The 20,748-nt window shown below is 40.6% G+C and carries 20 protein-coding genes and 1 pseudogene; 11 read left to right on the forward strand and 10 right to left on the reverse strand.

Translation table 11 applies throughout. The features are described from left to right. Positions 1-18 precede the first annotated feature (18 nt). From cysK to lysS, 10 genes are all read left to right on the forward strand, one after another. Positions 19-942 (forward strand): cysteine synthase A, encoded by a 924-nt coding sequence (gene cysK, locus GPS65_RS17105; protein ID WP_012008673.1) that lies wholly within the window; start codon positions 19-21, stop codon positions 940-942. Positions 943-1,066: 124 nt separating this feature from the next. Further along, positions 1,067-2,485, forward strand: a complete 1,419-nt coding sequence (locus tag GPS65_RS17110; protein ID WP_012008674.1) for an anthranilate synthase component I family protein — start codon at positions 1,067-1,069, stop codon at positions 2,483-2,485. Positions 2,486-2,498: 13 nt separating this feature from the next. Beyond that, positions 2,499-3,092 (forward strand): aminodeoxychorismate/anthranilate synthase component II, encoded by a 594-nt coding sequence (gene pabA / locus GPS65_RS17115; protein ID WP_012008675.1) that lies wholly within the window; start codon positions 2,499-2,501, stop codon positions 3,090-3,092. Next, positions 3,089-3,937, forward strand: coding sequence for an aminodeoxychorismate lyase (pabC, locus tag GPS65_RS17120; RefSeq protein WP_012008676.1), 849 nt, complete (start codon positions 3,089-3,091; stop codon positions 3,935-3,937). The genes pabA and pabC overlap by 4 nt, the downstream gene beginning before the upstream one ends. Positions 3,938-3,946: 9 nt before the next feature. Beyond that, positions 3,947-4,804, forward strand: coding sequence for a dihydropteroate synthase (folP, locus tag GPS65_RS17125; RefSeq protein WP_119124324.1), 858 nt, complete (start codon positions 3,947-3,949; stop codon positions 4,802-4,804). Further along, a complete protein-coding gene (folB, locus tag GPS65_RS17130) occupies positions 4,797-5,159 on the forward strand; it encodes a dihydroneopterin aldolase (RefSeq protein ID WP_106052285.1) in 363 nt (120 codons plus the stop codon). Before folP ends, folB begins: the two co-directional genes overlap by 8 nt. Continuing rightward, positions 5,156-5,659, forward strand: coding sequence for a 2-amino-4-hydroxy-6-hydroxymethyldihydropteridine diphosphokinase (folK, locus tag GPS65_RS17135; protein ID WP_119124325.1), 504 nt, complete (start codon positions 5,156-5,158; stop codon positions 5,657-5,659). The genes folB and folK overlap by 4 nt, the downstream gene beginning before the upstream one ends. Next, positions 5,611-5,844, forward strand: a complete 234-nt coding sequence (locus tag GPS65_RS17140) for a helix-turn-helix domain-containing protein (protein WP_012008680.1) — start codon at positions 5,611-5,613, stop codon at positions 5,842-5,844. Before folK ends, GPS65_RS17140 begins: the two co-directional genes overlap by 49 nt. Beyond that, the gene (dusB, locus tag GPS65_RS17145) at positions 5,837-6,838 is read left to right on the forward strand and encodes a tRNA dihydrouridine synthase DusB (RefSeq protein ID WP_012008681.1); all 1,002 of its coding nucleotides are present in this window, start codon (positions 5,837-5,839) and stop codon (positions 6,836-6,838) included. The genes GPS65_RS17140 and dusB overlap by 8 nt, the downstream gene beginning before the upstream one ends. A gap of 90 nt (positions 6,839-6,928) precedes the next feature. Further along, the gene (gene lysS, locus GPS65_RS17150; RefSeq protein WP_012008682.1) at positions 6,929-8,428 is read left to right on the forward strand and encodes a lysine--tRNA ligase; all 1,500 of its coding nucleotides are present in this window, start codon (positions 6,929-6,931) and stop codon (positions 8,426-8,428) included. A gap of 534 nt (positions 8,429-8,962) precedes the next feature. Here lysS and GPS65_RS19495 read toward each other — a convergent pair. The 8 genes and pseudogenes from GPS65_RS19495 to GPS65_RS17185 all read right to left on the reverse strand — a co-directional run. Further along, positions 8,963-9,130: pseudogene (locus GPS65_RS19495) on the reverse strand (transposase); the annotation flags it as partial. Positions 9,131-9,255: 125 nt separating this feature from the next. Next, on the reverse strand, positions 9,256-10,155 hold the full coding sequence (gene hag / locus GPS65_RS17155; RefSeq protein ID WP_012009643.1) for a flagellin Hag: 900 nt from the start codon (positions 10,153-10,155) through the stop codon (positions 9,256-9,258). Positions 10,156-10,443: 288 nt separating this feature from the next. Continuing rightward, positions 10,444-11,316: a flagellin Hag gene (gene hag, locus GPS65_RS17160; protein WP_144481851.1), complete on the reverse strand. Its 873-nt coding sequence runs from the start codon at positions 11,314-11,316 to the stop codon at positions 10,444-10,446. Positions 11,317-11,561: 245 nt separating this feature from the next. Further along, positions 11,562-12,461, reverse strand: coding sequence for a flagellin Hag (gene hag, locus GPS65_RS17165; RefSeq protein WP_144481850.1), 900 nt, complete (start codon positions 12,459-12,461; stop codon positions 11,562-11,564). A 239-nt stretch (positions 12,462-12,700) separates the two neighbouring features. Beyond that, positions 12,701-13,609: a flagellin Hag gene (hag, locus tag GPS65_RS17170; protein WP_144481849.1), complete on the reverse strand. Its 909-nt coding sequence runs from the start codon at positions 13,607-13,609 to the stop codon at positions 12,701-12,703. 225 nt (positions 13,610-13,834) lie between these two features. Beyond that, the gene (hag, locus tag GPS65_RS17175; RefSeq protein WP_144481848.1) at positions 13,835-14,737 is read right to left on the reverse strand and encodes a flagellin Hag; all 903 of its coding nucleotides are present in this window, start codon (positions 14,735-14,737) and stop codon (positions 13,835-13,837) included. A 232-nt stretch (positions 14,738-14,969) separates the two neighbouring features. Further along, the gene (locus tag GPS65_RS17180) at positions 14,970-16,541 is read right to left on the reverse strand and encodes a Kelch repeat-containing protein (RefSeq protein WP_144481847.1); all 1,572 of its coding nucleotides are present in this window, start codon (positions 16,539-16,541) and stop codon (positions 14,970-14,972) included. A 166-nt stretch (positions 16,542-16,707) separates the two neighbouring features. Next, positions 16,708-17,319: a TetR/AcrR family transcriptional regulator gene (locus GPS65_RS17185; RefSeq protein ID WP_238389110.1), complete on the reverse strand. Its 612-nt coding sequence runs from the start codon at positions 17,317-17,319 to the stop codon at positions 16,708-16,710. Positions 17,320-17,534: 215 nt separating this feature from the next. On the opposite strand from GPS65_RS17185, the gene GPS65_RS17190 reads away from it, so the two are divergent. After that, a complete protein-coding gene (locus GPS65_RS17190; protein ID WP_144481845.1) occupies positions 17,535-18,647 on the forward strand; it encodes an NAD(P)-dependent alcohol dehydrogenase in 1,113 nt (370 codons plus the stop codon). Positions 18,648-18,728: 81 nt separating this feature from the next. Here GPS65_RS17190 and alr read toward each other — a convergent pair whose 3' ends face one another. Both alr and GPS65_RS17200 read right to left on the reverse strand, forming a co-directional pair. Continuing rightward, entirely contained in the window at positions 18,729-19,910 is a 1,182-nt protein-coding gene (gene alr, locus GPS65_RS17195; RefSeq protein ID WP_012009637.1) for an alanine racemase, read from the reverse strand. Between the two features lie 164 nt (positions 19,911-20,074). Further along, a complete protein-coding gene (locus tag GPS65_RS17200; protein ID WP_144481844.1) occupies positions 20,075-20,704 on the reverse strand; it encodes a hypothetical protein in 630 nt (209 codons plus the stop codon). Positions 20,705-20,748 lie beyond the last annotated feature (44 nt).

The raw sequence follows: 20,748 nt of genomic DNA on the forward strand, positions 1-20,748 counted from the left end.
GAGATAGAGGTGTTAGTGATGGCTCGTATTGCAAATTCAGTTTTTGAACTAATAGGAAATACACCAGTCGTTAAATTAAACCGTTTAGTAGATGAAGACAGTGCGGATGTCTACTTGAAACTTGAATATATGAACCCGGGCAGCAGTGTAAAAGATCGTATTGCGTTAGCGATGATCGAAGATGCTGAAGCGAAAGGTACTTTAAAAGCCGGCGACACGCTCATCGAACCAACAAGCGGAAACACTGGGATCGGTCTTGCAATGGTAGCGGCAGCTAAAGGAATTAACGCCATTCTAGTGATGCCAGACACAATGAGTCAGGAGCGTCGCAACCTTTTACGCGCTTATGGTGCAGAGCTTGTATTAACACCGGGTGCAGAAGGAATGAAAGGCGCCATCAAAAAGGCAGAAGAATTGGCAGAAGAGCACGGTTACTTCATGCCTCAGCAATTTAGCAACGAAGCCAATGCAGAGATTCACCGTCGTACGACAGGAAAAGAAATTCTTGAACAGTTTGACGGCGAGCTTGATGCATTTATTGCAGGTGTTGGGACGGGCGGCACAATTACAGGTGCTGGTGAAGTCTTAAAAGAAGCCATCCCATCAATTCAGCTTTATGCGGTAGAGCCGACAGATTCACCTGTATTATCAGGCGGAAAGCCAGGCCCGCATAAAATCCAAGGGATTGGAGCAGGTTTTATTCCTTCCATCTTGAACACGGAAGTATACGATGGTATTATCCAAGTGAAAAACGAAGATGCATTTGAGCTTGCAAGAAAAGCAGCGAAAGAGGAAGGAATCCTTGGCGGTATTTCTTCAGGAGCAGCCATTTATGCAGCACTTCAAACAGCGAAGAAACTTGGTAAAGGGAAAAAGGTTCTCGCAATCATCCCAAGTAATGGGGAGCGTTACCTCAGCACACCTCTTTATCAATTCGATTAAACCAATTACCCCAGCATTTGCTGGGGTTTTTTTATGAAATTTGTAGATGGAAAGCAAATACTATTTTCTAAATAAATTGGATTGCATTACAATAAGATTAATGAAAATGAAAAAGGATGATAACATGACACAACGCAGGCCGATGGGCATCAAAATTCCTTTTACGAAAGATGCATTCTTGAAAAGATACGAACAATTAACTGCTGGCGTAACACACCATGTTCTGCTTGAAAGTGCTCGCGGTGGTTCCTACAGCATTGCTGGTATTCACCCAATTGCTAAAGCGAAGGGTAAAGACGGGATGACAACCATCCATTATCAAGATGAGGTGCTGTTCAAAGAAGGTGATCCATTCAGAGCGTTTACGGATTGGTTCCAAACCCTTCAAACTGAAACGAATGAGGAATACCCTGATTTTCAAGGCGGGGCGATTGGATTTTTAAGCTATGATTATGCTAGATATATTGAGCATTTTAAGATGTTGTCCATTGATGACCTGAAAACACCAGATCTTTATTTTCTCGTGTTTAATGATGTTGCGGTCTTTGATCATGAAGAAAACATGCTGTGGCTGATTACTCACACAGAGGGAGCGGAACCTGTGAGTGACACTCATCAAAGACTCGAAGATTTAAAGCAAAAGTGGACAAGCTCTGCAAATGAATCAGTGCAATCACCTGTTCATGAACCTTCTGTAGAATTTGTACCAGCAGCGCCTTTTACCGAAGAAACCTTTGGAGAAGCAGTAGAGAAGATTAAGCAATATATCGCAAGCGGTGATGTGTTCCAAGTGAATTTATCCATCAGACAAGATGAACAGCTCCACACACATCCGTATGAATTATACAAAACGTTACGTCAAGTCAATCCATCCCCTTATATGTCTTATTTGCACACGCCTGATTTCCAGATTGTTTGTGGATCTCCAGAGCTGTTGATTAAGAAAAAGGGAACTCAACTAGAAACAAGACCGATTGCGGGTACAAGATCAAGAGGCAAAGACGAGGCTGAGGATCACGCGCTGGCAAAAGAGCTCATTGAAAATGAAAAAGAACGCGCGGAGCATGTGATGCTCGTGGATCTTGAGCGGAATGACCTTGGACGCGTGTCCACTTATGGCTCAGTAAGAGTGAACGAATTTATGGCGATTGAAAAATATTCACACGTAATGCACATTGTATCCAACGTACAGGGGGAACTGCGTGATGATTGTGATGCAGTAGATGTCATGAGAGCCGTATTCCCAGGAGGCACAATTACAGGTGCTCCAAAGGTGAGAACAATGGAAATCATAGAAGAGCTTGAGCCAACAAGGCGTGGGCTTTATACTGGATCTATAGGCTGGTTTGGATTCAATCAAGATATGCACTTTAACATCGTCATTCGTACGGCGTACTGCACTGAAGGCAAAGCCTTTATGCAGTCGGGTGCTGGGATTGTCATCGATTCTGTACCAAAGCACGAATACAAAGAATCGATTAAAAAAGCCTATGCAGTGAAAAAAGCATTACAGTTGAGCAAAGAAGAGACTATTTTGAGTTAGAGGTGAGCAGAGCATGATATTAATGATTGATAATTATGATTCATTTACGTACAACCTGGTCCAGTATTTAGGTGAGCTTGGAGAAGAATTGATCGTGAAACGGAATGATCAAGTAACCATTCAAGAAATTGAAGAACTCAAGCCTGATTTTCTCATGATTTCTCCAGGACCATGCAGTCCTGATGAAGCGGGAATTAGTATGGAAGCAATCAAGCACTTTGCGGGAAGTATTCCGATTTTCGGTGTATGCCTAGGACATCAATCCATTGCGCAAGTCTTTGGAGGGGATGTCGTTCGTGCTGAACGCTTAATGCATGGTAAAACGTCAGAGATTGAACATGACGGAAAAGGTGTCTTCACTGGACTCCAAAATCCGCTTGTCGCAACGAGATATCATTCATTAATTGTCAAAAACGAGACGCTGCCAGAGTGCTTTGACGCAACAGCCAGCACAAAAGAAGGCGAGCTCATGGCCATTCGCCATAAAGAGCTGCCAATTGAAAGTGTACAGTTTCATCCTGAATCGATTATGACGTCCTTCGGAAAAGAAATGCTTAAAAATTTCATTGAAACCTATCGTAAAAAGGGGCATGAAGTAAACGCATGATCATTTATCTGAACGGTCAGTATATAGAGGAGAAAGACGCGACTCTTTCTCCTTTTGATCATGGTTTTCTATATGGCATCGGTGTATTCGAAACATTTACCAGCCTGGCAGGACAAGTCTTTCTGTTAGATTGGCACCTTGAAAGGCTCAATCAATCATTGCGTGACCTTTGCATCGAATCCACAATAGAGAAACCATTTGTACTCGACATCATTCATACTTTACTAAATAAAAACGACATAGCCGGCGGTCATGCGAGAATTCGCTTCAATGTATCCGCGGGCAGGGGCAATGGATTTTCTGCCGATCCTTATGAAGAACCTGTCGTGTTTGTCATGATCTCTCCATTCCGGCCCGAATCTGTTTTAGATGAGAAACAGGGAGTTATTCTTCAAACGAGGAGAAATACCCCGGAAGGTTCGAGGCGTCTCAAGTCTCACCATTATATGAACAACCTGCTCGCGAAAAGAGAAGTGGGAAATGATCCGAAGGTAGAAGGTATCTTTTTAACAAAAGAAAATGATGTGGCAGAAGGAATTACCTCCAATGTATTTTGGCGAAAAGGCGATGTGATGTATACACCATCACTTGATACAGGCATTTTAAATGGGGTTACTCGACGATATTGTATCGAAACACTCCAAACGATGGAGGCTTCACTAAAAGTAGGGCGATATCCAGTCTCCCATTTGCTATCAGCTGATGAGGCATGGATGACCAATTCTGTTCAAGGGATTGTGCCTTTCAGAAGTATAGGAGACATCTCCTTTTCCCACAACAGCCGAATCTTCTCAACAAAATTGAGAACTCAATATACAAAAGAACGTCTAGATTATAAAGAGTAGGTGGACACAATGACACAACAAGTGATAAAGCAGCCTAAAGTCATACAAGCCAAGCACCACACCCTTAGTTATGAAGAAAAGACATTGGTCATGGGCATTTTAAATGTCACACCTGACTCTTTTTCAGATGGAGGAAAGTTTAATCAAGTGGATAAAGCGCTGGCTCATGCAGCACAGCTGATAGAGGACGGGGCACATATCATTGATATAGGCGGAGAATCGACTCGCCCAGGAGCGGCATTTGTCTCAGAACAAGAAGAGCTTTCAAGAGTCATTCCCGTCATCGAAAAGATCACAAAAGAATTGGATGTTCCAATTTCTATTGATACGTATAAAGCTCATGTGGCAGATGAAGCAGTGAAAGCTGGAGCTTCCATCATTAATGATGTATGGGGAGCGAAGGCAGATCCTCAAATGGCGCACGTAGCAGCGAAGCACAATGTGCCAATTATTTTAATGCACAATCGGCCAGAACGAAATTACACACATCTAATTTCAGATATGATCGCAGATTTGAAAGAAAGTGTTCAAATTGTAAAACAAGCCGGTGTCTGTGATGACATGATCATATTAGACCCAGGTATAGGGTTTTCGAAAAATAAAGAGGACAACCTGATGGTCATGAATGAGCTTGAACATTTTTGTCAGCTCGGGTATCCACTGCTCTTAGCTACATCTCGAAAACGATTCATCGGAGCTGTCTTAGACCTGCCACCGGAAGAGCGTACTGAAGGAACGGGGGCGACGGTCTGCCTTGGAATTCAAAAAGGCAGTGCGATGGTTCGGGTACATGATGTAAAAGAAATCGCAAGAATGGCAAAAATGATGGATGCCATGCTGAATAAGGGAGGCGCTTATCATCGATAAAGTATATGTAAATGGAATGGAATTTTACGGCTACCATGGCGTATTTGCAGAAGAAAATAAATTAGGACAGCGGTTCCGCGTGGATTTAACAGCTTCACTTGATTTAAGTAAAGCCGGACAAACTGATGACCTCAATGAGACCATCAATTATGCGGAGCTCTACCAAATCTGCAAAAGCATTGTAGAGGGTGAATCAGTCAACCTCGTTGAAACACTAACAGAAAGAATTGCAAGCCAAGTGTTAAAGGACTTTCCGACAGTTCAGGAATGCACTGTGAAGGTGATTAAACCAGATCCGCCAATTCCAGGACACTATCAGTCCGTTGCCATTGAAATGACGAGATCGCGCGCATGAACAATACCGCATACATTGCTTTAGGTTCGAACATAGGGAAAAAGGAAACTTATTTAAAAGAAGCCGTCAAAAAACTACACGAACATCCAGAGGTTCAAGTAGAATCGATCTCTTCTATATATGAAACAACACCTGTAGGTTACGAAAACCAAGATGACTTTTTAAATATGGCTGTGAAAATTTCCACCTCGCTTCGTCCAAATGAATTACTGGCACTTACTCAGAAAATCGAGCAAGAGTTAGGTAGAACGAGAGAAGTGAGATGGGGACCACGAACGGCTGACCTTGACATTTTACTTTATAATCGTGAAAATATTGAAACAGAACAGCTCGTAGTGCCACATCCTAGAATGTACGAACGTTTATTCGTTCTCGTTCCGCTGAGTGAGATTTGCCCGGAAATCGGCGAAGTACAAATAAATGCCGTAACAGACCAAGAAGGTGTAAGCATATGGAAAAAGACGTGTGGGGTAGAAGAATTCGTGCATACCGAAAGCTAAAAGGGTATACTCAGGAAGGGTTCGCGAAAAGACTTGGCATCTCTGTCTCTGTCCTAGGAGAAATTGAGCGGGGCAATCGATTACCAACAAACCAATTGGTTGGTCAAATAGCAGATGCTTTAAATATAACGGTGGAAGAACTTTCACCAAATCTTGAAGAAGAAAGGAGGGGAAATGATGTTTAAAATCGGAGATATCGACATTAAAAACAAAGTGGTGCTCGCACCTATGGCTGGTGTGTGCAACTCCGCCTTCAGACTGACAGTGAAAGAATTTGGAGCAGGTTTAGTCTGCGCTGAAATGGTCAGTGACAAGGCAATCCTGATCAACAATGCAAGAACAATGGGTATGCTATACATTGATGAACGGGAAAAGCCTTTGAGCCTTCAGATATTTGGAGGAGAAAAAGACACTCTCGTTGAAGCGGCAAAGTTTGTAGACCAGAATACCACAGCGGACATTATTGATATCAACATGGGCTGTCCTGTGCCGAAGATTACGAAATGTGATGCAGGAGCGAAATGGCTACTTGATCCAAACAAGATTTATGAAATGGTCTCTGCTGTTGTAGATGCTGTAGATAAACCTGTTACCGTGAAAATGAGAATGGGCTGGGACGAAGATCATATCTTTGCTATCGACAATGCCCGTGCTGTTGAACGAGCAGGTGGACAAGCGGTTGCACTTCACGGACGGACACGTGTGCAGATGTACGAAGGAACAGCAAATTGGGATATTATAAAAGAGGTCAAACAATCTGTTTCCATTCCTGTCATCGGCAATGGAGATGTCAAAACCCCTCAGGATGCAAAACGTATGCTTGATGAAACGGGTGCAGATGCTGTCATGATCGGAAGAGCGGCACTAGGAAACCCGTGGATGATCTATCGAACAGTTCATTATTTAGAAACGGGTGAACTGAAAGAAGAGCCAAACGTACGTGAGAAGATGTCAGTGTGTAAGCTTCACTTAGACAGACTTATTGATCTAAAAGGGGAGCATGTGGCTGTCAGAGAAATGAGAAAGCACGCAGCATGGTACTTAAAAGGTGTCCGAGGCAATGCGGACGTGAGAAATCAAATCAATCAAAGTGAAACGAGAGCGGAGCTTGTACAAGTTCTTGATGACTTTACGATCGAAGCCGAGGCAAAAGAGCTTCAAAGTATAAAAGTAGGATAAAACTATCTTTCTTTTTGTAGCTCACTGCTAGTGCATGTACTGGCAGTTTTTCTGCTTTTCTCTGCAAAATACATTATTGGAGTGATATAAATGAGTAATGAAGGGCTTAATAACGAAGAATTAAATGACCAATTCCAGGTCAGACGTGACAAAATGAATAAAATGAGAGAAGAAGGTATCGATCCGTTCGGTGAACGATATGACCGTTCTCATCAATCTGCACAAATTATTGCTGAATACGATGAGTTTTCTAAAGAAGACTTAGAAGAAAAGTCTGCACAAGTAACGATCGCTGGACGTATGATGACAAAGCGTGGAAAAGGGAAAGCTGGCTTTGCGCATATCCAAGACTTAGAAGGACAAATCCAAATCTACGTTCGTAAAGATAGTGTAGGAGAAGAAGCTTATGAATTATTCAAAAGCTCAGACCTAGGCGATATTATCGGTGTAACAGGAACAGTATTTAAAACGAATGTAGGCGAACTTTCTATTAAAGCGACTAGCTTTGAGGTTCTCACAAAAGCACTTCGCCCGCTTCCTGACAAATATCATGGACTTAAAGATGTCGAACAACGCTATCGTCAGCGTTACCTTGACCTGATTGTAAATCCAGAAAGTAAGCAGACGTTCATCATGCGAAGCAAGATCATCCAATCTATGAGAAGATACTTAGATTCTAAAGGATACCTAGAAGTTGAAACACCAACAATGCACAGCATCCCTGGTGGTGCATCAGCACGTCCTTTCATTACTCATCACAATGCACTGGATATGCCACTTTATATGCGTATTGCGATTGAATTGCACTTAAAACGCCTTATTGTCGGTGGTCTAGAGAAGGTATACGAGATTGGCCGTGTATTCCGTAACGAAGGTGTATCAACTCGTCATAACCCAGAATTCACTATGATCGAGCTTTACGAAGCTTACGCAGATTACAAAGACATCATGAACCTAACTGAAAACCTGATTGCTCATATTGCCGAAGAGGTACTAGGAACAACCACTATTCAATACGGAGAAGATGAAATTGATCTGAAGCCTGAATGGAAGAGACTCCATATGGTTGAAGCAGTCAAAGAAGCAACTGGTGTAGACTTCTGGCAGGAGATGTCTGTAGAAGAAGCGCAACAGCATGCAGCTGATCACGGAATTGAAATTACGAAAAATATGACGGTAGGTCATATCATCAATGAGTTCTTCGAGCAAAAAGTGGAGGAAACATTGGTACAGCCTACATTTATTTACGGACATCCAGTGGAGATTTCTCCATTAGCTAAGAAAAATCCTGAAGACCCTCGCTTCACAGATCGCTTTGAGCTATTTATCGTACGCCGTGAGCATGCTAATGCATTCACAGAACTAAATGATCCAATCGATCAAAGAGAACGATTCGAAGCTCAATTAAAAGAACGTGAAGAAGGAAATGACGAAGCGCATCTAATGGATGACGATTTTGTTGAAGCATTAGAATATGGTATGCCTCCAACAGGCGGACTAGGAATCGGTATCGACCGGTTAATCATGCTATTAACAAATTCTCCATCAATCAGAGATGTACTGCTTTTCCCGCAAATGAGAAACCGCTAATACACCAATTAAAGCGCCATTTTAACTATGGCGCTTTTTATTTTTCATGAAATGAAACTTTTTTTTAAAAAACTATTGCAAGGAAAGAATCAAGATGGTATATTATTATTCGTTGCCGCAAAACAGCAACGAGGTTAAAAAAAGAAATTGAAAAAACTTCTTGACTTTAACCGATACGAAATGTTAAGATATTAAAGTCGCTTACGAGCGACAACGAAAATGATCTTTGAAAACTAAACAAGACAAAACGTACCTGTTAATTCGAGTATTTATAAAAAATCCTATGATGTTTCATAGGTAGTCAGTCAAACGCTGACGAAAAACAAAACTTCGGTTTTGTACTTTTTCGGAGAGTTTGATCCTGGCTCAGGACGAACGCTGGCGGCGTGCCTAATACATGCAAGTCGAGCGGACAGAAGGGAGCTTGCTCCCGGATGTTAGCGGCGGACGGGTGAGTAACACGTGGGTAACCTGCCTGTAAGACTGGGATAACTCCGGGAAACCGGAGCTAATACCGGATAGTTCCTTGAACCGCATGGAAGGACGACCTTTATTCTCACTATAATAGGGTTTTACTTTATCTACGATAAATGAAAAATCAATGTACTGATCAATTTTACGAAGCAGGTGATCCTCTTCGACCAGTTGATCGAGCAATACAAATTCAGCTTCGTGCTGAGAAGAATTTCTAGTGTGGAACATGAGAAAAACACCTTCCTTTAGAATGCTTTTCTCTATTATAAAATGGAGTGGTGGAAAATTTAAGGAAAAATAAAGCTGCCGAGATTTTCTCGACAGCCTAAAAGCCCCTTAATGGGGCTTTTTGATTAACGTAATAATTGAAGTACGTTTTGTGGCTGTTGGTTTGCTTGTGCTAGCATCGCTTGAGACGCTTGAGAAAGAATGTTGTTCTTTGTGAACTCACTCATTTCTTTCGCCATGTCAACGTCACGGATACGAGACTCAGCAGCTGTTAAGTTTTCAGCAGAAGCACCAAGGTTGTTGATTGTGTGCTCTAGGCGGTTTTGGACGGCTCCAAGTTTAGAACGCTGGTCTGAAACTTGTTTGATCGCTCCATCAATGATTGCTAATTGATCGTTAAATCCACCTTCTTCATCCGCTGCAATTTCGGCGAAATCAGTTACTTTAATTGTAGAAACGGTTTTATCCTCAACGCCAAGTTTATCAGCAGACATTGCTTCAATATGAACTGACAATTGCTGCGCACCGTTAGCTCCAATTTGGAAAGTAAGTTTTTTCGCTTCTCCGCCTTCTGGCTCAGCAGCAAAAGTTCCATCAAGAAGTTTCTTTCCGTTGAATTCAGTACGGTCAGAAATACCGTTCTTATCTGTACCGTTTCCAATTTCCTGAACTAGTGCATCAATTTCCTCTTGAATTGCACCAAGGTCTGTTTCATCTTGTGTACCAGTGTTTCCAGCTTGTACGACTAGTTCACGTACACGTTGAAGGATTGAGTGAGTTTCAGTCAACGCACCCTCAGCTGTTTGAATAAGAGAGATACCGTCTTGAGCATTTTTCGTCGCCATTTCTAAACCGCGGATCTGACCACGCATTTTTTCAGAAATTGCTAGACCTGCTGCATCGTCTCCTGCACGGTTAATTTTAAGACCAGAAGAAAGCTTCTCCATGTTCTTCTGCCCTGCTCCATTGTTTGCAGACAAACGGTTCAGTGTGTTAAGTGCTGCGATATTGTGGTTAATTCTCATGTTTCATGACCTCCATGTGTTTGAACCAATTGAACATCCTTGTCCAAAAGTTCTAAATTAGAATTTTTTTGTAAGCCTTACAATCCATTTATCGAACTCTAATGGAATTTGTTTAACAAAAAAGGGATAAATGAGGTAAAAGTCTCATTCGTTATGATCGTTTCGCTAGAGTATGCCAAATTTAAAGGTCATTTTTCATGATTTATCAGAAGGATTTAAGAATCATAAGACTGGAGAAAATGCGAAGAAAAAACTGCATAAAAAAAGCCCCATAAAAGGGGCTCTTCATTAACGAAGTAATTGAAGTACGTTTTGTGGCTGTTGGTTCGCTTGTGCAAGCATTGCTTGAGACGCTTGAGAAAGAATGTTGTTCTTAGTGAACTCACTCATTTCTTTCGCCATGTCAACGTCACGGATACGAGACTCAGCAGCTGTTAAGTTTTCACCAGAAGCACCAAGGTTGTTGATTGTGTGCTCTAGACGGTTTTGGACTGCACCAAGTTTAGAACGCTCGTCTGAAACTTGTTTAATTGCATTGTCAACGATATCTAGTTGATCATCGAAACTAGTAGCTGCGAAATCAGTTACGTCAATAGCAGATACTGTTTTAGTAGTATCAGTTGGATCTGTTCCAATTTTATCAGCAGACATTGCTTTAATGTTCACATCTAATTTTTGTGCTTTGTTTGCACCAATTTGGAATGTTAATTTAGCTGTTTCAAAGTCGCCATTCAACAACTTTTTACCGTTGAACTCAGTACGATCAGAAATACCATTTCCATCTGTACCGCCACCAATTTCTTTGATAAGGTTGCTGATTTCCTCTTGAATTGCACCAAGGTCTGTACCATCTTGTGTACCTGTGTTTCCAGCTTGTACGACAAGCTCACGTACACGTTGAAGGATTGAGTGAGTTTCAGTCAATGCACCTTCAGCTGTTTGGATAAGAGAGATACCGTCTTGTGCGTTTTTTGAAGCCATTTCTAAACCGCGGATTTGTCCACGCATTTTTTCAGAGATTGCTAGACCTGCAGCGTCATCTCCTGCACGGTTGATTTTAAGACCAGAAGAAAGTTTCTCCATGTTCTTTTGACTTGCACCGTTATTTGCAGACAAGCGGTTAAGTGTATTAAGTGCTGCGATATTGTGGTTAATTCTCATTCTTTTTACCTCCATGTATGTGGGACCTGACAGACATCCTTGTCTGAAAAAAATCCTTTATTCTAGGGCTTAACAACCCTGACAATTCTTTTATCGGATCGTTTTAAAGGAAGTTTAACACTTTTTAATATTTATTTATTAATCTATCAGTCTTAATTCATGATTTAGTTCTATGGAAAATACATATTGTGTTCTCTTTTTAATATCAGTAGACATAAAAAAAGCCCCATAAAAGGGGCCAATCATTAACGTAGTAATTGAAGTACGTTTTGTGGCTGTTGGTTCGCTTGTGCAAGCATTGCTTGAGACGCTTGAGAAAGAATGTTGTTCTTTGTGAACTCACTCATTTCTTTCGCCATGTCAACGTCACGGATACGAGACTCAGCAGCTGTTAAGTTCTCAGATGAAGCTCCAAGGTTGTTGATTGTGTGCTCTAGACGGTTTTGAACTGCGCCTAGTTTAGAACGTTGGTCTGAAACTTGTTTGATCGCACCATCTACGATGTCTAGTTGTTGATCAAATGTAAGTGTTGGTGTAGCAGCAGCGAATTGTGTAACATTGATGTTAGTGACCGCTTGACCAGCTACAAGAGTACCATTAGTAACAACACCAAGTTTGTCAGCAGACATTGCTTCAATGTTAACTGATAATTGTTGTGCTTTATTTGCACCGATTTGGAACGTTAAAGTAGCTGTACCATCAGCAAAGTCGCCATTCAGCAATTTTTTACCGTTGAACTCAGTACGATCAGAAATACCATTCTTTTCGCTTCCATTACCAATCTCTTGAACTAGAGCATTAATTTCTTCTTGAATTGCACCAAGGTCTGTACCATCTTGTGTACCTGTGTTCCCAGCTTGTACGACAAGCTCACGTACACGTTGAAGGATTGAGTGAGTTTCAGTCAATGCACCCTCAGCGGTTTGGATAAGAGAGATACCGTCCTGTGCGTTTTTAGATGCCATTTCTAATCCGCGGATTTGTCCACGCATTTTTTCAGAGATCGCTAGACCTGCTGCGTCATCTCCTGCACGGTTGATTTTAAGACCAGAAGAAAGTTTCTCCATGTTCTTTTGGCTCGCACCATTGTTTGCAGACAAACGGTTCAATGTGTTAAGTGCTGCGATATTGTGGTTAATTCTCATTTCCTATTACCTCCATGTATGTGGGACCTGACAGACGTCCTTGTCTGAAAAAAGTCCTTTGTTCTTGGGTTCATCTACCCTGACAATTAAAATATCGGTTTATTTTGAAGGATGTTTAGCATGGTTTACGATTAAATTATTAAATTATCTGTCTAAATTCTAATTTCGCTTGATGCTTTTTTTCAATTCTATCTCTATTCTTTAATAAATATAAAAAAGCCCCATAAAGGGGCCTGTCATTAACGTAATAATTGAAGTACGTTTTGTGGCTGTTGGTTCGCTTGTGCGAGCATTGCTTGAGACGCTTGAGAAAGAATGTTGTTCTTAGTGAACTCACTCATTTCTTTCGCCATGTCAACGTCACGGATACGAGACTCAGCTGCTGTTAAGTTCTCAGATGAAGCTCCAAGGTTGTTGATTGTGTGCTCTAGACGGTTTTGGACCGCACCTAGTTTAGAACGTTGGTCTGAAACTTGTTTAATAGCTCCATCTACGATGTCTAATTGCTCATCAAAAGAAAGAGCACCTGCTGCAGCTGGATTAGCAAATTGAGTTACGTCAATCTTATCAACCGTATGATCCGCTACAAGTGTTCCATCATCTTCTAATGCACCAAGTTTATCAGAAGACATTGCTTCAATGTTAACTGATAATTGTTGTGCTTTATTTGCACCAATTTGGAACGTTAAAGTAGCTGTACCATCAGCAAAGTCGCCATTCAACAATTTTTTACCGTTGAACTCAGTACGATCAGAAATACCATTCTTTTCGCTTCCATTACCAATCTCTTGAACTAGAGCTTTGATTTCTTCTTGAATTGCACCAAGATCTGTTTCATCCTGTGTACCAGTATTTCCAGCTTGAACGACTAGTTCACGAACACGTTGAAGGATTGAGTGAGTTTCAGTCAATGCACCTTCAGCTGTTTGGATAAGAGAGATACCGTCTTGTGCGTTTTTTGAGGCCATTTCTAATCCGCGGATTTGTCCACGCATTTTTTCAGAGATTGCTAGACCTGCAGCGTCATCTCCTGCACGGTTGATTTTAAGACCAGAAGAAAGTTTCTCCATGTTCTTTTGGCTCGCACCGTTGTTTGCAGATAAACGGTTTAATGTGTTAAGTGCTGCGATATTGTGATTAATTCTCATTTCCTATTACCTCCATGTATGTAGGACCTGACAGACATCCTTGTCTGAAAAAAGTCCTTTATTCCGGGACTTAAGTGCCCCTACATTTTAGATATCGGATCATTTTAAAGGAAGTTTAGCAATTTCCATTTTAATTTTAGGGAATTTGCCAATCTTATATATAGCAAAGGTTAACTGAAAAGTTAAGATTACTTGAACAAAAAAAGCCCCATAAAGGGGCCTTTGTTAACGTAGTAATTGAAGTACGTTTTGTGGCTGTTGGTTCGCTTGTGCAAGCATTGCTTGAGACGCTTGAGAAAGAATGTTGTTCTTAGTGAACTCACTCATTTCTTTCGCCATGTCAACGTCACGGATACGAGACTCAGCAGCTGTTAAGTTTTCAGATGAAGCTCCAAGGTTGTTGATTGTGTGCTCTAGACGGTTTTGGACTGCGCCTAGTTTAGAACGTTGGTCAGATACTTGTTTGATTGCTCCATCTACGATGTCTAATTGCTCATCGAAGCCACCAGCGTCACCTGCCGCAATTGTTGAAAATTTAGTTACGTCTAATGTAGAAACTGTTTTTGTCGCATCAAGTCCAATTTTATCAGCAGACATTGCTTCAATGTTAACTGATAATTGTTGTGCTTTATTTGCACCGATTTGGAATGTTAATGCTTTAGGATCTCCAGTAGCTGGTGTTGCAGTAAAAGTACCATCAAGTAGTTTTTTTCCATTGAACTCAGTACGGTCAGAGATACCATTTTTGTCGTCTCCGCCACCAATTTCTTGAATTAGTGCATCAATTTCTTCTTTAATTGCACCAAGGTCTGTACCATCTTGTGTACCAGTGTTTCCAGCTTGAACGACTAGTTCACGTACACGTTGAAGGATTGAGTGAGTTTCAGTCAATGCACCTTCAGCTGTTTGGATAAGTGAGATACCGTCCTGTGCGTTTTTAGAAGCCATTTCTAATCCGCGGATTTGTCCACGCATTTTTTCAGAGATCGCTAGACCTGCAGCGTCATCTCCTGCACGGTTGATTTTAAGACCAGAAGAAAGTTTCTCCATGTTCTTTTGGCTCGCACCGTTATTTGCAGATAAACGGTTTAATGTGTTAAGTGCTGCGATATTGTGGTTAATTCTCATTTCCTATTACCTCCATGTATGTGGGACCTGACAGACATCCTTGTCTGAAAAAAGTCCTTCATTCTAGGGCTTATCAACCCTGACAATTTTATTATCGGACGTGGTTATAGGATGTTTAGCAGATTTTTTTTAAAATAGCGCATATTTCCATGACGTTGATCCTAATTTTAATAATTTTTACGAAAACAAAAACTGCTGACCTATCATCAGCAGTTTTTCCATTATATGAATATCAGTATTGCTTGATATCAAACATTAGGATATTTTGGTACACCACATAATCCTTTTTACTTGTAAAAGGCCCTTTATTATGTTCATCATTGATTTCATAGAAGTTCATCCCAATTCCAAAACTTCTCTCTTTATACCAATTAAGAAAATCACTGATTTCTTTCATTGAAAGAAAATAATCTTTTTGCAGTCCGTTTATCATAGTAATTGAAAGTATACCCTTTGTTACTTCTTCATCAGGTTTTATTCCATCTTGATCCTTTGGTTCTTCGGTTGACCCATCACCAGGTTTTATTCCATCTTGATCCTTTGGTTCTTCGGTTGACCCATCACCAGGTTTTGTTCCGTCTTGATCCTTCGGTTGTTCGGTTGACCCATCACCAGGTTTTGTTCCGTCTTGATCCTTCGGTTGTTCGGTTGTTCCATCACTAGGTTTTGTTCCGTCTTGATCCTTCGGTTGTTCGGTTGTTCCATCACCAGGTTTTGTTCCATCCTGATCTTTCGGTTCTTCTGTTGTATCATCATCTGGATTTGCTTCATCTTCAGTTATTTGCAAGTCGCTTAACGGAATAGAAATCACTGATTTGTAATCACTTTTTGCAGAGAGGTGTCTCATACTATATGAGTAGTCACGTCCTCCAATGACATACAATTTCTCATCAACCACTGCCGCAACAGCTGATACTCGACCTTCTGGTAAATCATATGTTGAATTTTTAAATTGACCATCTTTTGGGTTGAAAATTTGAACTTTTTTCATGATCTCACTTGAACTATCACCAGATTGCTGTCCACCAATAACGAAGAATTTCCCATTATATGTTTCGTAAGCCGGTTCAAATACAAATGAAGTTAAGTCACTATCTTTTAGTTTACTCCATGTATCTGCTGAAATATCATATTGGAACAAAGATCTTTCTCTACTATGCCCGATCGAATTTTCTCCACCCGCAACATATATTTTGCCGTCAATTGCAGATATAGCTCTCCCATTTCGAGACGGTAAAGCAGATGAATTCAAGCTCTTCCATTCACCAGAGTCTGTATTATACTTGTAGACATTATTCTTATAAGAGTTTTTTGAAGATATAATATATAGATTTTCTTTTACTGCAACTGCGTACAAAGTTCCCTTGCTATAAGTTGAAAACACAGGGTCTCTAGGTATTTGAATTGGCTCTTCAGCCCACTGATCAAGCTCTGTATCATAAATATCAATTGTGTTATAAGCTACTTTAGTCTCTTCGTTAATTCCGCCTATTAAATATATTTTTTTACCTACAGTAGCATATGTTCCACCTGTTCTATCTCTTGGCATACCGGCTTTCTCTTCCCACACATCTTTCTTAGGGTCATACATATATGTTTGGTTGTTTAATTTATTTGATTCACTTGCTCCACCAAACACATAAATCTTTCCATCAACGACTCCCACTCCAGCATTAATACGTTCTTCTGGTAAATCAGCTCTTTTCGTCCATCCAGTTACTTTTTCTGCTGCATTTGCTTTAAACGGACTAAGGGTACTCATTAACAGAAGTACCGTGATGAATAATAAAAACCTTTTTTTCATTTTCTATTCCTCCAACTCGTTATATTCCCTCCTTTTATCGTTCTTTTTTTCACAAAGTTTACAATTTAAAGAAATTGAGATGAATCACTTTAAAAATCAAATGACACCAAAAGTCACTCATTCAATCATCTAAATATGTAGTGTTATAAAGGAAATGTTCTAAGCTTTACCTTTTCATAATCACTTCTTCGCCTTTCAGCTGAATCATGAGTGAGGATTGATTATATAATAAATTGATAATGCGGCGTGCCATTTCAGGGGGAGACGCATTGTAGTCATTTCTGATCCATTCAATGATAAAACCAAAAATACCGTATGAACGATATTGGATAAAATAACTGTCGTTGATTTCTGCATACTGATCACTTACAAACGACATTCTATGTTCGAAGATATATTGTATTTTCTTAAGCAATTGTTCTTTTATTTGAGGGATGCGGTCTTCCATCACTAATAAATCATAGTAGTCACGATTTTCCACGATATATTGAAATACATCCGTGCCCTCTGGTTTCATGCGAGTTAAATCCAACAGTGGATTTTCACGAGTCGGTTTACAAAATTCATATTCGAAATCTTCCATTTCTCGGTGAATAAAATCTGCTGCTAGTTCATCTTTACTTTCATAATGCACATAAAACGTCGTCCGGTTATAATTTGCCTTTTCCACAATATCCTTCACTTTTACGTGCGAATATCCTTTTTCTTTTACAAGTATTTTGAATGTTTGTCGAAGTGTTTCTTTTGTTCGCTCAACACGGCGATCCTCTTTTTTCATCATCGGCCCCTCCTTTAGACACTTTTAAAAAAATGTTGATTAGAGATACATAAATTCCTATGTGTTGAAAACCTATACACATAAGTTTTTTTGCTGATTGAAACAAAAAAACTTTCGTCCTACAATCAACTTAGTCATAAAGAAATGAATTTTTTGTGACATTTGATCTAACTTCTTTAGAATATCATACTATACAAAAAGTGAGGGCACATGATATGGAAATTCAAGCGATGGTCACAACAAATGAAAAAGATTTCGAGAAACAAACATTATTACTAGATGATCCAAAAGCAGATGAAGTGCTTGTCAAAATCGTTGCATCTGGCGTCTGTCATACTGATGCCACAGTATTAGATGGAACGCTCCCTGTACCACGTCCTGCTTTATTAGGACATGAAGGCTCTGGCATTGTCGTGAAAGCAGGTTCTAATGTCACAACTGTTCAAGAAGGAGACCACGTTGTACTAGGTTTCGCTTATTGTGGTCATTGTCATAATTGTCTAGATGGGAACGCTGGTGGATGTGAAAACATGATTCCACTGAATTTCTCTGGTCGTAATAAGCATAATGAAACGCCTATCCATACACATGATCATGAAGATGTATCACAATTTTTTGGTCAATCATCATTTGGTACATATGCAACGGTTGATGAAAAAAATGTAGTGAAAGTAGACAAAGAAACCGATTTGCGTTATTTAGGACCATTTGGCTGCGGCTTAATGACTGGGAGCGGTACTGTCTTAAATTCACTTGCCCCAGCACCAGGAACAAGCTTTGTTGTTTTCGGTACAGGCGCTGTTGGGTTAAGTGGATTAATGGCAGCAAAAATTGCAGGCTGTGATCCGATTATTGCCGTTGATATTCATGATAGCCGCCTTGAGTTAGCAAAAGAATTAGGTGCAACACATATCATCAACAGTAAACATGAGAATCCAGCTGAAAAAATTAAGGAAATAATAGAAGGAAAAGGGGCACATTACTCATTTGAAACAACTGGAGTACCAGAAGTCACTCTAGCAGCTCTCCATTGCCTGCGTGTCAAAGGGACTTGTGCAACAGTAGCCGTAGGGAAGCGCGATTTAACATTTAATGTAACAAATGATCTAATGCTCAATGCGCTCACATTAAAAGGTGTGATAGAAGGGGATGCCGTTCCACAACTATTTATTCCTAAACTAGTGAAGTTCTTTAAAAATGGACAATTCCCAGTTGAGAAACTAGCAAAATTCTACGAATTGGAAGATATTGAACAAGCCTTTGAAGATTCTAAAAATGGATCTACGATTAAACCCATTCTTATTTTAGATAAAGAGTATCGTGCTTAATTCTTGAAAGTTAGCCCCCTTGCCATGTAAAGGGGGCTATTCGGATTTTCATTTACGGTCCGTTTTAGAAACAAATTGAACTCACACATACATCACCGGCGTCGATATTTTAATAATCTTCCCGCCTCGACGATAAAATCTTGGGACGCGGCGGCTTAGGGTGGCGATGACTTCGTAGTTGATTGTATTCAGCATTTCGGCGATTTCATCAACAGAAATTTCTCCGCCCTTTTGACGACCATATATAACGACCTCCTCGCCTTGCTTTGCTTTCATTTCTCCTAAACTGATCATCGTCATATCCATTGTGACTCGGCCAGCAATCGGCATTCGTTCTCCTCGGAAAAGCATAAATCCCCGATTGGATAAAGCACGTGAGTACCCATCTGCGTAACCGATCGGTATGGTGGCAATGACTTCATCCCGCTTTGCTACATACGTTGCCCCATAGCTGACAGTTCTTGGCTCTGTCACCATCTCCTTCACGAACGCAATTCTCGCTTTTAAACTGAGAGCGGGCTCTAGCTGAACAGCATCTAAGCTTTCAATGTATTGCGAGGGATACAGTCCATATAGCCCGATGCCTAGCCGAATCATATCGGCGCTAAATTCAGGAAACGCGATGGCAGCCGCTGTATTGTTCATATGTACGGTTGGCAGCTTAATTCCTTGTTTTTTCAAAAAACGAAGAAAATCAATAAAAATACTATGCTGCAGCAGCGTGAAATCAGGGTCTGGCTCATCCGCAGTAGAGAAATGTGTAAAAATCCCGTCCCACCTGAGGTTTTCACTCTTTTCAAGGGCTTCCACCACTCCTAACAGCTCTTCCTTCGTCCGTACACCTAGTCGCCCCATCCCTGTGTCGACATTGACATGTATGCCAAGCCGGCGCTGACTTTCTTCTTCTGCTAAGATCTCATTTGCTTCAACAATCCAGTCTTCACGAAGGCCAGATAAATCAATTCTCCAGGCCGCAGCCCTTTTCACACAATCGAGCGGGGTAAATCCAAGAACCAAAATCGGTGCTTCAATTTTTGCTCTTCGCAGCACAATGCCTTCCTCCAAGCTAGCAACTGCGAGCTCCGTCGCACCGCTTTCCAGTGCCTGCCGGGCTACCTCTACTGAGCCATGTCCATAAGCATTCGCCTTCACGACAGCCATGATCTTACTTTTCCTTGGAATATGCGCTTGAATGGCTTCGATATTTCTTTTAATCGCATCAAGATTGACTTCGATCCAGACTTCCCTGCATAGCTTTTTCATTTTATTTTCCTCCTCATCACATGAGCGTTCTTTCTATCTCCATGTTCACTTTTGCGTCTAGTCTATCTTTATTCATTTTTAAGAAAAACATTCAACTACAATGACTGGACCTGCTTTATCTTGGCTCACAAAAAAAAGAAACCACATCAACTGTGATTTCTTCTCTATGAACGATGATATTCAATTTCATCCGCAGATTTCATCATTGCATCAATCTCATGATAAATTTCCTGCAAATTTTCCCGTTCAGCTAAGTATTGAGCATTGCTTTTACGAACAGGCACGTCAAAACGCAGGGAGTTGATCGTGATCGTTGATGATTCTCGGTCATTCATTGTTAACCTTAATTCAAGCGTCGAGACCTCTTCTTCACCACCACTCTCAGCTGAATCAATCGGCACCCCATCTTCTAATATCACAACTTGTTTCAAATCTTTCAAGGATAGTTCAGTGACTGCAAATCTATTTTTTCTAGTTGACCCGCCAGGCTGATGTTCAATAAAGCGCATTTTCTTTAACTCATCATCAATCGCAAATCCCTTATCAACTTGCTCTGAAAAGATATAGGTAGATGCTTGAAACCCATCTTCATGAAAAAGCATCATCATGTTGTCCAATAATATGTTTGGATCATTCTGTTCTTTTCGCCTTTGTAATCTACCGGCAATGAATAATATGACGAATCCTCCGATGATGCTAAGAGCCGGTCCCAATCCATTCCCTACATCTACAAAAACAGTAAGACCTAAAATAGCAATCATAAAAGCAATGATAATGCCTATGATGAATATCACTCAATGCTCCTCCTATCAAGACCCTCCATGAATGGTTTAGCCAT

The organism is Bacillus pumilus (assembly GCF_009937765.1).
GTDB lineage: Bacteria > Bacillota > Bacilli > Bacillales > Bacillaceae > Bacillus > Bacillus pumilus_O.